The 12,107-nt window shown below is 46.0% G+C and carries 12 protein-coding genes; 7 read left to right on the plus strand and 5 right to left on the minus strand.

Annotated features, from left to right (window positions below; all coding sequences use genetic code 11):
* Positions 1 to 30: 30 nt before the first annotated feature.
* From khtU to EFK13_RS05585, 3 genes are read right to left on the minus strand one after another with little or no spacing between them, the layout of a single operon-like run.
* Positions 31 to 1,248, minus strand: a complete 1,218-nt coding sequence (khtU, locus tag EFK13_RS05575; protein ID WP_129506218.1) for a K(+)/H(+) antiporter subunit KhtU — start codon at positions 1,246 to 1,248, stop codon at positions 31 to 33.
* A gap of 7 nt (positions 1,249 to 1,255) precedes the next feature.
* Positions 1,256 to 1,753 carry a K(+)/H(+) antiporter subunit KhtT gene (khtT, locus tag EFK13_RS05580; RefSeq protein ID WP_129506217.1) on the minus strand — a complete coding sequence of 166 codons (498 nt, stop codon included), beginning with the start codon at positions 1,751 to 1,753 and terminating at the stop codon, positions 1,256 to 1,258.
* 58 nt (positions 1,754 to 1,811) lie between these two features.
* Positions 1,812 to 2,129, minus strand: a complete 318-nt coding sequence (locus EFK13_RS05585; RefSeq protein WP_129506216.1) for a hypothetical protein — start codon at positions 2,127 to 2,129, stop codon at positions 1,812 to 1,814.
* A 187-nt stretch (positions 2,130 to 2,316) separates the two neighbouring features.
* Between EFK13_RS05585 and EFK13_RS05590 the strand changes: the two genes are divergently transcribed.
* Positions 2,317 to 3,084, plus strand: coding sequence for an enoyl-CoA hydratase (locus EFK13_RS05590; RefSeq protein ID WP_129506256.1), 768 nt, complete (start codon positions 2,317 to 2,319; stop codon positions 3,082 to 3,084).
* A gap of 20 nt (positions 3,085 to 3,104) precedes the next feature.
* Here the strand turns inward: EFK13_RS05590 and EFK13_RS05595 are convergent, their stop codons facing one another.
* The gene (locus EFK13_RS05595) at positions 3,105 to 3,290 is read right to left on the minus strand and encodes a YhzD family protein (protein WP_129506215.1); all 186 of its coding nucleotides are present in this window, start codon (positions 3,288 to 3,290) and stop codon (positions 3,105 to 3,107) included.
* Between the two features lie 127 nt (positions 3,291 to 3,417).
* Here EFK13_RS05595 and EFK13_RS05600 point away from each other — a divergent pair, with 127 nt between their 5' ends.
* From EFK13_RS05600 to yhaL, 6 genes are all read left to right on the plus strand, one after another.
* On the plus strand, positions 3,418 to 4,314 hold the full coding sequence (locus tag EFK13_RS05600) for an ABC transporter ATP-binding protein (protein WP_075745105.1): 897 nt from the start codon (positions 3,418 to 3,420) through the stop codon (positions 4,312 to 4,314).
* Positions 4,307 to 5,566, plus strand: a complete 1,260-nt coding sequence (locus EFK13_RS05605) for an ABC transporter permease (protein WP_129506214.1) — start codon at positions 4,307 to 4,309, stop codon at positions 5,564 to 5,566. Before EFK13_RS05600 ends, EFK13_RS05605 begins: the two co-directional genes overlap by 8 nt.
* Before the next feature lie 105 nt (positions 5,567 to 5,671).
* Positions 5,672 to 6,898 carry a metallophosphoesterase family protein gene (locus EFK13_RS05610; protein ID WP_129506213.1) on the plus strand — a complete coding sequence of 409 codons (1,227 nt, stop codon included), beginning with the start codon at positions 5,672 to 5,674 and terminating at the stop codon, positions 6,896 to 6,898.
* Positions 6,899 to 6,902: 4 nt separating this feature from the next.
* Positions 6,903 to 9,800, plus strand: coding sequence for an ATP-binding protein (locus EFK13_RS05615; RefSeq protein WP_129506255.1), 2,898 nt, complete (start codon positions 6,903 to 6,905; stop codon positions 9,798 to 9,800).
* A gap of 73 nt (positions 9,801 to 9,873) precedes the next feature.
* The gene (gene yhaM, locus EFK13_RS05620) at positions 9,874 to 10,818 is read left to right on the plus strand and encodes a 3'-5' exoribonuclease YhaM (protein WP_019257939.1); all 945 of its coding nucleotides are present in this window, start codon (positions 9,874 to 9,876) and stop codon (positions 10,816 to 10,818) included.
* A gap of 124 nt (positions 10,819 to 10,942) precedes the next feature.
* Positions 10,943 to 11,155: a sporulation protein YhaL gene (gene yhaL / locus EFK13_RS05625; RefSeq protein ID WP_064813529.1), complete on the plus strand. Its 213-nt coding sequence runs from the start codon at positions 10,943 to 10,945 to the stop codon at positions 11,153 to 11,155.
* A 39-nt stretch (positions 11,156 to 11,194) separates the two neighbouring features.
* Here yhaL and prsA read toward each other — a convergent pair whose 3' ends face one another.
* Positions 11,195 to 12,076 carry a peptidylprolyl isomerase PrsA gene (gene prsA, locus EFK13_RS05630; protein ID WP_129506212.1) on the minus strand — a complete coding sequence of 294 codons (882 nt, stop codon included), beginning with the start codon at positions 12,074 to 12,076 and terminating at the stop codon, positions 11,195 to 11,197.
* Positions 12,077 to 12,107 lie beyond the last annotated feature (31 nt).

Here is a 12,107-nt window from a genome sequence, read left to right on the forward strand (position 1 = left end):
AAAGCAGCGCTGATCACAGTGCTGCTTTTTTTATCCCTGTTTTTTTGCAGGCTGAACATCAGGCTTCCATTTAAATACCTTGTTCAGCAAGCGGTAAATTTGTTTTGATTCCTTTGTTAAAAGCGGTCCCAAAATCGCTAGAATGAGGACGTATAATGCGGCAAACGGCTTTAAAGTGGCAGACAGTCCGCCGGCAATCCCGAGATTCGCAACGATAATTGAAAATTCTCCCCGTGATACGATCGTCAGTCCGATGTTCGATGAAGCCTTATGAGAAAGCCCTGCGCGCCGTCCGGCAACCATTCCGGCGATGAAGTTTCCGAGAATGGTCAACATCACTGCTCCCAACGCAAGCCAAACCGCTTCACCAAGTGAAAACGGATCAATGCTGAGGCCGAAGCTAAAGAAGAACATTGCGCCGAAGAAGTCGCGAAACGGAACGACAAGATGCTCAATTCGGTCAGAATGCTCTGTTTCGGAAAAAACCAAACCGAGCAGCAGCGCGCCGATCGCTTCCGCTACATGGATCGTCTCTGAAAACCCGGCGATAAAAAAGAGCGCGGCGAAAATAACGATGATAAACACTTCATTTGAGCGAATGTCCAACAGTTTGTTCAACAGCGGCGGGAGCTTTCTGGCTGCGATAAAAAACAGCGCCATATAACCGAAGGCGATCAAAATAGACAAGAGCGCGCTCCCGACTGATGTCGCATCACCCAGCACAAGGCCGGAAACAACGGACAAATACACGGCAAGGAAAATATCTTCGAACATAATGATGCCGAGAATCAGCTCGGTTTCCGGATTGGCCGTTCTTTTTAAATCAACGAGGACTTTTGCGACAATCGCGCTTGACGAGATCGTAATGACGCCTGCGAGGACGAGGACTTCCAGAAAGGAAAATCCGGTGATAAATCCGTAAAGCAGCCCGAGGCTGAAGTTAATCAAGATATAAATCGTTCCGCCGACCGCGATGGATTTTCCGGATTTGATCAGCTTGCCGACGGAGAATTCGAGCCCTAGATAGAAGAGGAGGAACAGTACGCCCATCCGCCCGAAAAACTCGATGATTTCACTGCTTTCTATAAATGTAAGATCAATAATCCCAAATTTCGGCGCGTGAGGCCCAACAAGCATTCCCAGCACAATCAGAAACGGAATAATCGAAAATTTAATTTTATTGGCGATCACACTGGCAATCGCCACAAGCACAAGCGCAGTTCCGACTTCAAATACAAGATGATCCATCGGCGGCTCACACGCCCTCTCCAGAAAGGAAATCGTGAATCAGTTTCTTCAGATGCTTTCTCTCACCTGAGAGGACAAGTGTGTCATTTTCTTCAATAACCGAATCAGCCCCGGGATTTAGAAGCTTTTCCTGGCTGTGTTTGATGATGGCGATCACAGTGACATCGTAGTTCTGGCGGACATCAAGCTCCCCGAGCGTGCTCCCGATCGATTTGGCGCCTTTTTCAACCTTAAACCATTCAATAATGAGATCACTGAAGGCCATTTCGATGGACTCCAGCGTTTGCGGTTTATAAACCATGCCGCCTAGAATAGCGGCAATTTGCCTTGCTTCAGAATCATCCAATGAGATATTGGAAAGCAGCTCATCCGGGTCCCGGTCATTAAACCGGTAAATTTCTCTTCTTCCGTCATCATGAATGATAATCGTCATTTTTTCATGGCTTCTCGTTTCAATTTCAAATTTTTTGCCGATGCCCGGCAGATCGTTTTCTTTAATATTCAATGAAAATCCCTCCGAATGTAGTGTTGGCCAAATAAGGTGGGTTACAAAGCTTGTGTATTTATATTCGGAGGTAATTAGACTGGTATTTGACAGGGACGGCACAAACCTTTTCCAGCCTGTTCATCAGCGGTTCGTCAAGAGGTTTGACAGACAGATGCCTGACAGACTGCGACAGCGGACTGTACTCTTTGATCAGCTCAGCCGGGTACAGGCTTCCGGACGACGGCGTTTTGGCCGCTTGTGTTTCCTGCGGATATGAGGACATAGGCACATAGCTGTCAGTATTTGCTTCAAGCTGGGAAGGCAAAGTCACGTCCGAAGGGGGAAAGTACACCATAAATAAACTTAACAGAAAACTAATCAGCAATTTAGTCATGTTTCCTTTCCTCCTTTCCCATCCCGATATCCCTTCTTTTTCACTATATAAAACTTTATGTTTCCATTCAAACAATATGCATTTTTCAGTATCTATTGACCTTGAAAAATAAAAAAGGTTTATGTAAGGAGGGCGGGGAATGTATATGAGAAAGAAAAAAGCAAGCGCATACATGGAGGTGCTTCATATGGAGTTTATTCAATATGAATGTAATGGAACTGTTGCTGAGATTATCTTAAATCGTCCCGATGCCCATCACGCCCTGAATGAACAGATGCTGTCTGAACTGAAGGAGGCGGTTGAAAAGGCGGCTGCAAGCGAGGCGCTCATCGTTCTCCTGAGAGGAACCGGGAAAGGCTTTTCGGCCGGCGGAGATATCCGGATGATGACGTCAGAGCATGATCCTGATCAATTTAAGCAGCTGATGGATACGATTGAGGCTGTTACTCTGGCGTTATATCAGATGAAGAAAGTGATAATTGCTGCTATTCACGGCGCCGCCGCCGGGCTGGGCCTGAGTTTGGCGCTTTGCGCTGACATTGTGCTCGCGGAAAAAAACGCCGTTCTCGCGATGAATTTTATCGGCATTGGGCTCGTTCCGGACGGCGGAGGGCACTATTTGCTGAAGAAAAGAATAGGGGAAGCGAAAGCGAAAAAACTGATTTGGAGCGGGAAAAAACTATCCGCCGAAGAAGCCGCCGATATGGGGCTCCTGGATGGGACATTTGCCGGAGATCCTGCCGAAGGCGCGAGACCCTTTATCGAAACCCTTTTGGCCTCACCTCTTTTGGCGATGATCGAAACGAAAGCCATCTTTCAAAGCCTCCAGCTTGAAGAGATGAAAAAGGTTCTTTCTCTTGAGCGCAGCGCCCAGGAGAAAATGAGAAAGACGAAGGATCACCAAGAAGGAATCCGTGCCTTTTTAGAAAAACGAGAGCCAAAGTTTCAAGCGTAATAGATCAGCCGGAAAGCTGATCATCTGTGAAACAAAATCAGCTTTCCGGCTGCATTGACTAAACGATGGGTATGACTGTGGAGCTCTTTTTCTTTTAACAGAGCTTCACCATGCGTTTTTGCCGCTTCTTCATGTTCCGCCTCAAATCGCTCGTTTATTAGTGTTTTCCCCGAAGGATCAAAAGCTGTAAGGAAATAATCAGCCATCTGGTTTCTCCTCCATTTTCAAGGTTTATCAGTCTTTCTCATTTATATTCTAAAAAAGGAAATCAAAATCCTTTATTATGTTCCATCCAAAATTAGTATATAATGGGGCAGGAAAGGAGGAGATTCGGTGCTTAAGATTGATCACGTAACAAAGACATTTGGAGATTATAAAGCCGTTGATGGATTAGACTTAGACATTCCGGAGCAGCAAATGTTCGGTCTTTTAGGCGCAAACGGAGCGGGAAAAACGACGACGTTTCGCATGATCCTAGGCTTATTAAGCATTACGGAGGGCTCAATTAGCTGGAAGGGCCGTCCTGTGAATTACAGTATCAGCAGCAAAATCGGTTATTTGCCGGAAGAGCGGGGCCTTTATCCGAAAATGAAGGTAAAGGATCAGCTTGTCTATCTTGCCAGATTAAAAGGGATGGAGAAGCGGGAGGCTCAAAAAGAGCTCGGTACATGGCTTGAACGCTTCAACATCACAGATTACGAGAATAAGAAGGTGGAAGAGCTTTCGAAGGGAAACCAGCAGAAAATCCAATTCATTTCGGCTGTTTTGCATAAGCCGGAGCTGCTGATTCTTGATGAACCATTCAGCGGCCTGGACCCTGTCAATGTTGAGCTGTTAAAAGAGGCTGTGATTTCTCTGAAAAACAGCGGCGTTTCTATTTTATTTTCAAGCCACCGGATGGAGCATGTGGAGGAGCTTTGTGAGCACCTTTGCATATTGCAGAAAGGAAAGCCGGTAGTGCAAGGCAGGCTGAAGGAGATAAAGCGTTCCTTCGGCAAAAAGAATGTCACCATTCATTCCGATGACGATCTGCGGTTTTTGCAGTCTCATGAAGGCATTCTCCAATGGAAGGAAACGGCTGGCGGCGTCAAACTGCAGATCGCTAATGAAGACATTTCTCAAGAGATCTTTGCCATGCTCCATGGAAAAGGGTTTATCAGAAAATTTGAGCTTGAAGAGCCGTCACTGCATGATATTTTTATAGAAAAGGTGGGGGCCGTCTATGAATAGATTTTGGATCATGCTTTCTCATACATACAAAAATAAGATTATGGCAAAATCCTTTATGATCTCGACAGTCATCACGGTACTGCTTGTATTAGTTGTAACGAATCTGGAGTCGATCATATCTTTGTTTCAAGGTGATGATGCGAAAGAAAAAATCGCCGTTGTTGATGAAACAAACGATTTATACCCGATTTTCTCGAAACAGCTGAAAGCAGTGGATACAGACGGAGATCTTGATGTAAAGCAGTCGAAGCAAACGGAGGCTGAGGTCACAAAGCAAGTCAAAGATGAAACGCTTGATGGCATGCTCATCATCAAACGAGATGAAAAAGGGGCCATTTCAGGAACTTATAAAGCGTTAACGATTTCTGATGAAAGCACGTACCAAACGCTGCAGCAGGCGCTGACGCAAACCAAAACGGCTGTCGGAACGGCGGAGCTCGGCGTTTCGCAGGAAGAGATCAGCAGCCTTTATGCGCCCGTTACTGTCGGGCAGGAGGCGCTGAAAGAGGGCGCGAAGTCTGAGGAAGAGCTTGGCCAGACGGTAGGTCTTGTTTACATTATGCTGTTTGTCATTTATTTCTCAGTCATTATGTATGCCAGCATGATTGCGATGGAGGTGGCAACCGAAAAATCTTCGCGCGTCATGGAAATTCTGATCTCAAGCATGCCGCCGATCCAGCAGATGTTTGCAAAGCTGGTTGGCATCGGGCTAGTCGGGATCACGCAGCTTGCTGTCATCATAACAGCCGGCGCTCTGTCGCTTAAGCTGAACAAAACGAGCGAAACAGCTTCATCTGTCGGCGGATTCCTCAATTTGACCGATGTCTCAGCAACAACTGTCATTTATGCTGTTATTTTCTTTTTGCTCGGTTACTTTTTATACGCGACACTCGCCGCGTTTCTCGGCAGTGTCGTCTCAAGAATCGAGGACGTGCAGCAAACGATCACACCGATGACACTTTTGGTTGTCGCTGGTTTTATGATTGCGATGTTCGGTCTGAATGCACCTGACGCAGGGTTTATTACAGTAACCTCGTTTATTCCGTTTTTTACACCAATGATTATGTTCTTGCGCGTTGGCATGCTTGATATTCCGTTCTGGCAGGCAGCTGCTGGAATCGGAATCACACTGCTTACCATCGTCATTCTGGCCGTCATCGGCGCCAGAATTTACAAAGGCGGTGTGTTAATTTACGGCAATTCAAGCGCGTTCAAAGCAATTAAACAAGCGCTTCGTTTAGCGAAAAACTGATTGAAAACAGTCTGGGGATTCTCAGGCTGTTTCTTTGTTGACAGAACGTGCATTCGCAAGAATTCGGTGCTAAAATAAAGGTACTTCATTCTTGAAAGGAGCAGAATGTTGACTGATTTAACCTTTATTCATGCGGCAGATCTGCATCTCGACAGTCCGTTTTACGGGATATCGCATCTGCCGGAACCGATTTTTGCCCGGATCAAAGAAAGCACGTTTGCAAGCGTGAGACATATGATAGACGCCGCAATAAGAGAAAACGTTGATTTCGTTTTGCTGGCTGGGGATTTGTTTGACGAAGCCAATCGAAGCTTAAAGGCGCAGCTCTTTTTAAAAAAGCAGTTTGAAAGACTCAGAGAGTGCGGGATTTCAGTTTATGTGATCTTTGGAAACCACGATCATCTGGGCGGAGAGTGGACGCCGATTGAATGGCCAGAGAATGTCCGCATTTTTTCGTCCGCTGTTCCTGAAGAAAAATCGTTTTATAAGGAAGGCAGGCGCATAGCGAGCATTTACGGCTTCAGCTATCAGGCCAGAGCAGTAACGGAAAACCTAGCCGCCCGCTATCGGAGGTCCACTGACGCGCCGTTTCATATCGGTATGCTCCACGGCACGCTGTCAGGGTCTGAAGGGCATGATCCGTATTGCCCGTTTACACATGACGATCTCGTGAAAAGCGGGATGGATTATTGGGCGCTTGGCCATATACATAAACGCCAAGTTCTTTCTGCCGAGCACCCGGCAGTCATTTATCCGGGAAACACGCAAGGGCGCCATATGAAGGAGACGGGAGATAAAGGCTATTATCTCGTTCGAGTGACAAACGGAGACATTTCTTATGATTTTCAGAAAACGCATGATGTTCTGTGGGAAAAAGCGGCAGTTGATGTGACAGAGGCAAAGAATATGACCGCCCTTTTCCAAATGGTCGAGGACGCGTTTTCGAAGCTGCGGATAAAGGGGAGCCCTGTTTGTGTAAGGCTCGTATTACAAGGGACAGCGCCGGAATGGCTGCTGGAGGCCCCGAAAGGCACCTTGGACGAGCTGCTTGAAGCCTTTCAGGAGCAAGAGGCCGAGGAGGAACACTTCATATGGCCGCTTTCATTGGATGATGAGACAGAAAATGAAGCAAACGTAACAAACCTGGATCCTTTTTTTGGCGGTTTATTTGCGGACATTGATCGCGATGATCTGACAGATGTGCTGGAAGGGCTTGAGCGGCATCCTGTATATAGAAGGCATGCGGACCGGTTTAGCCAAGAGGAATTACAGGAAATAAAAGAGCAGGCACAGATTGTATTGAAAAGACAGCTTAAGGTGCTTGAAACATGAGGCGGTGAAAGCTTTGCGTATTAAATCTTTACATATCTACCACTACGGGAAATTTTCCAATCGGACCTTTCACTTTTCCGCCTCGCCTGTCCAATTAATCTACGGATTAAATGAGGCAGGAAAAACGACGATGATGTCATTTATTGAAAGCATGCTGTTTGGTTTTCCGAAAACGAAAAAATATGAACCGAAAACAGGCGGTGTCTACGGCGGTGTACTTGAAGCTGAACATCCTGAGTACGGGGTCATAAAGATCGAACGGACAAAAGGGACTGCCGAAAAGCTGAGAGTGTACACAGAAAAAGGCGAAGTGAAGCAGGGAGATTTTTTAAAGCAGCTGTTCCAAGGCACGGACAGGGCGCTGTACAAAGCCATTTATTCATTTGACGTATTCGGGCTGCAGGAAATTCACGCCTTTAATCGGGACAAGATTGGGGAATTTCTGCTGTTTTCCAGCTTGTTTGGCGCTGAAGCTGTCTCTAAGCTTGATTCGCGGCTGACGAAGGAAAGCGAAAGGCTCTATAAACCAAACGGGCGAAACCCGGAATTAAACCAAGGGCTGGAAACGCTTAAGAAGCTGGCGGCAAAGCTGAAACAGGCTGAGGCAGAGGAAGCGGGCTATCATCAGCTCCTTGAAGAAAAAAGAACACTCGAAGCCCGTCTTGCAATCGCAGAAACCGAATTGAAAGAGGCGGCAGGACATATCCGAACCATTGAGGGAGCGATTGTGCTAAAGCCTCAGCTGCATGAAAAAGCGGCGCTGGAACAGGCGATGGCACAATATGCGGAACAGGCGGGACAATTTCCGTCTGACGGATTGCATCAGCTGGAAAAATATGAATCTCATCTTCATCCGAAATCCGCACAGCTGGAGGCACTTCGGGTGAAGAAGGCGGAACTGGACAAACAGTTGCAAAAGCTAAACCCGGATCAAGAAATATTGGCGAAGGAAACGCTGATACAAGAGCTTTCGGCAGCGTATCATATGTATCAATCCTGCGGTGAACAGCTCGCCGCTATTCAAGCCCAGCTGCGCCAGTCTTCTGCACAGGCAGCGGCCGGTCTTGAACAGCTCAATAAAACGGATGAAAATGAGCTCCTGAATATGAACACGTCATATGACTATGAATGGCAGCTTCAGCAGGCGGTGCAGCAATACGTGCAGGCCAGAGACAGAAAACGGCAGCTTGATGAGACGTTTGAACTTGCACGGCAAGAGCTGGAAGACGCAGAAAAGGCCGTTCATGCAGCTTCGTCCTCCATTCTTGAAAACAGCGAAAGAAAAGATAAAGAAGCGGCTCTTAAAGCATATGATGAAGCACAGGGGCAGCATCTGGAGCAAGCGAAGCTGAGAGAGCAGCTGAAGTTTTTTGAGCGTCAGCAGGCTAAACAGAAAAAAACTGTCATAGCAGCTGGTATGTTGTTCATCGTTCTCTTTCTGCTGCTGCAGCAATGGATTCCCGCTATAAGTATTGGTGCTGCACTTATTGTGTATGGGCTGGCATTAGGAAAAAAAACACCGTCTTCCCGAAAGAGCGGGGAGATGAGACAGCCGATGACGGACATTTCGTCGGCAGAAGCCGAAGCGCTTCGAGAAGCGTTATGGGAGGATGACCGCAATAAACAGCACCTCATTACACAGCGTGCAGTGCTTCAGCAAAAGGAGGCCGCGTATGAACGGGTCATCCAGCAGTTTGAACAGTGGGAAGCCGATATGGCCCCGTCCTTTACTCAAGCCGAGCGTTTTATGAAGGAGCTCGGATTCAAGGAAGATCCGTCTTTTTTGCTTGATGCATACAGCTTAATGAAGGATGTCAAAAAAGAAGTGAAGAAAAAGCATGAGCTGACAATTGAAGCAGGACGGCTGAAAAAGCACCGGCGCACATTCGAAGAACGCGTCAGCATGCTTTATCCCGCGAATGAGAGTCAGAACATCTCTATCTCGGACGCCCTTCACACATTGCGGAAAAACGTGGAACGTGAAAAAGAAATCGAGAAGCAAAAAAAGGGAATGGAAACAGATATTCATTATACAAAGGAGCAGCTGCTGGAGCTGGAGCAGGAAATAGAGTATTTCCAAGCGCAGATCGAGCAGTTATTTGCCGCGTCGGCTGCAAAAGACAGAAATGAGTTTTGCGCCATAGCAGACATCAGCAGTCAGCTGAAGGATGCGGAGAACAAGCTTCATCACGTAAACGCACAGCTTCAAGGCGGACATCCAGAGGAGCTTGAACTGGCGGATTCCAATTCGCTTTCCGAATTGAAAAACAAGCTATTAGTTGAGAATGAAAGAAAAGAGCGGCTGACTGAGGAGATCCAGCAGCTTCGGAGCCAAATCGCAATGCTCTTGGTCAAACAGGAACAATTAGAGGCTTCGGGATTGGTCTCAGATCTCAAGCTGCAAATGGAAATGCAAAAAGAGCGTGTGAAAGAAACCGCTAAACAATGGGCTTCGATCCAAATGATCAAACAGGTGATCCGAAACAAATTGGAACGGCATAAAAAAATCGAACTCCCGCGCCTTTTGGAGACAGCCGGAGCATTTTTCCGCCCGCTGACTGGCGGAAGCTACAAGACGATTTATTTTTCTGAAACGGATGATTCCATTATGGTGATGCATTGTGACGGTGCTGTCTATCATGCGGATGAGCTGTCACAAGGAACGTGTGAGCAGCTGTATACAGCGATCCGATTTGCTCTGGCCGTTACGCGCCAGGATGAGTCAAGGCTTCCGTTCCAGCTTGACGACAGCTTTGTTCATTTTGATCAGGAAAGGCTGAAACGTGTATTAGACGTTCTTTATGATTTATCTGAAGGCGGACGACAGGTATTGTATTTCACATGCCATGACCATGTAAAAGATGCGTTTAAAAGCAGCCAAATTATCCATTTGGTGTCATAAAAGAGGTTCTATAGCTGTAAATCGGTATGTGATATACTGGTATTATGTAAGATACGGAGGGAGCTTTAATAGAATGGCTAAAGGGATTATGCTACATGAAGTTGGCGAACAGGTGGACCAATATCTATTGATTAAATCCTCGACGAAAGGGATTGCCAGCAATGGGAAACCGTTTTTAACGCTGATGCTGCAAGACCAGTCAGGTGATATTGAAGCGAAGCTGTGGGATGCCAAGCAAAGTGATGAAGTGACCTATGCGCCGCAGACGATTGTGAAAGTCGTGGGGGATGTTCACCATTACCGCGGGCGCACCCAGCTGAAGCTGAGAAATATCAGACCGGTGAGCGAGCATGAAAACGTCAATATTGATGATTTTTTAGAAACCGCGCCGATTCCGAAAAATGAAATGATGGATACCATCACTCAATATATATTTGAAATGAAAAACCCGAATATCCAGCGGATCACAAGGTTTTTAGTCAAAAAACACGAAGCTGAATTTATGGATTATCCGGCGGCTACGAAAAACCACCATGAGTTTGTCTCAGGTTTAGCGTATCATGTCGTCTCAATGCTGAATCTGGCGAAATCCATTGCGGATTTATATCCGTCTCTTGACCGCGATCTGCTTTATGCCGGTGTTATCCTGCATGATCTCGGAAAAGTGAAAGAGCTGTCCGGCCCTGTTTCCACTTCGTATACGGTCGAAGGCAATTTGCTCGGCCATATTTCGATTATGGTGACGGAGCTGTCAAAAGCGGCTGAAGAACTTCAAATCGATTCTGAAGAGGTGTTAATTCTTCAGCACTTAATTTTGAGTCACCACGGTAAAGCAGAGTGGGGCAGCCCGAAACCGCCGATGGTGAAGGAAGCGGAAATTCTGCACTATATAGACAACCTGGATGCGAAAATGAATATGATGGACAGAGCGCTTGAGCGTGTGAAGCCGGGCGAATACACTGAACGGGTATTCGCGCTGGAGAACCGTTCCTTTTATAAACCGACTTTTCACAAATAATCAATGAAGGACTGATGCTGAAACATTCAGATCAGTCCTTTTTGCTGCGTCTTTCCCGTTCATAACTCGTCTCATTCCCGCATATGGTTAACAATAAAGAATCTATGCAAAAGGGGGAGGAGCCGTGTTATTTTTTCCATGGTGGGTGTATCTTTGTATTGTAGGCATTATTTTCAGTGCATATAAACTTGTGGCGGCAGCCAAAGAGGAAGAAAAAGTAGACCAGACCTTTATTGAAAAAGAGGGCCAGATTTATATGGAGAGAATGGAAAAGGAGAGAGAACGCCGCAGTTCCCAGCAGCATGAAGAAGAAAATCCAAACCATTCCATCGCATAAAAAAAGCTGTGCGGCTCAATGAGCCTGCGCAGCTTTTTATTATTTAGAACTGTTTGAAGTTGAAGAAGTGTTGCTGCTTGTTGAAGACGTTTTAAATGTGTCTTTTAGATCTTTATCTTTTACTTCGATGTCAGCTTTCTTCATGACTTTTTGAACAGCCTCTTGGACAGCTGCGTTGTCACTGAGTTTTTGTTCAGACACTTCGGATTTCAGCTCTTTTTTCATATCATCATATTTGCCGCGTTCTTCAGTCTTTTTGATGATATGGTAGCCAAATTGTGTTTTAACAGGATCACTGACTTCACCTGTTTTTAATTTAAATGCAGCTTTGCTGAATGTTTCGTCCATTTGGCCTTCTTTTGCAAACCAGCCAAGCTCCCCGCCTTTTGAAGATGAAGCGGTATCTGTTGAGTATTCTTTCGCAAGGTCTTCAAATTTCTCGCCTTTTTTCAGCTTTTTCTCAACTTCTTCAGCTGTCTTTTTATCAGCGACAAGGATGTGGCTTGCACGGATTTTGCCTTTTAAGCCTTCCCAGTACTCTTTGATATCAGCATCTGTCACTTTGATGTTATCTTTAGCCGCTTTTTGTGTCAGCAATTCATATTTTACTTGCTCTTTAAGGTAATCCTTTCCATATTGCTCTTCGAGAGCAGTATATTGATCTCCAAGCTGTGTTTTGTATTCTTTCAGCTTGTTGTCAATTTCTTTATCTGTCACTTTATATTTCTTGTCCAATACTTTTTCTTGTACCAGCTGTGTCAGAACGCTTGCACCAGCTGTTTTCTTCATGTTTGTGTAAAGCTCGCCTTTTGTTACATCGCCTGCGTCTGTTTTTGCGATGACTTCTTTGTCGCCGCTGCTGCAAGCACTGAGAGCGAGGATACTTGTAGCAGTGATAGCTGCTATTGCGATTTTCTTCATGGTTTTCAAACACTCCTAATCATTCCAAATT

Origin of the sequence: Bacillus cabrialesii, from assembly GCF_004124315.2 — a bacterium.
GTDB classification, from domain to species: domain Bacteria; phylum Bacillota; class Bacilli; order Bacillales; family Bacillaceae; genus Bacillus; species Bacillus cabrialesii.

Coding starts and splice junctions, on each gene's coding strand:
- khtU (WP_129506218.1), bottom strand. CDS start 1,248: ATGGATCATCTTGTATTTGAAGTCGGAACTGCGCTTGTGCTTGTGGCG.
- prsA (WP_129506212.1), bottom strand. CDS start 12,076: ATGAAGAAAATCGCAATAGCAGCTATCACTGCTACAAGTATCCTCGCT.
- EFK13_RS05590 (WP_129506256.1), top strand. CDS start 2,317: ATGGAGTTTATTCAATATGAATGTAATGGAACTGTTGCTGAGATTATC.
- EFK13_RS05605 (WP_129506214.1), top strand. CDS start 4,307: ATGAATAGATTTTGGATCATGCTTTCTCATACATACAAAAATAAGATT.
- yhaM (WP_019257939.1), top strand. CDS start 9,874: ATGGCTAAAGGGATTATGCTACATGAAGTTGGCGAACAGGTGGACCAA.
- EFK13_RS05610 (WP_129506213.1), top strand. CDS start 5,672: ATGTTGACTGATTTAACCTTTATTCATGCGGCAGATCTGCATCTCGAC.
- EFK13_RS05585 (WP_129506216.1), bottom strand. CDS start 2,129: ATGACTAAATTGCTGATTAGTTTTCTGTTAAGTTTATTTATGGTGTAC.
- EFK13_RS05595 (WP_129506215.1), bottom strand. CDS start 3,290: ATGGCTGATTATTTCCTTACAGCTTTTGATCCTTCGGGGAAAACACTA.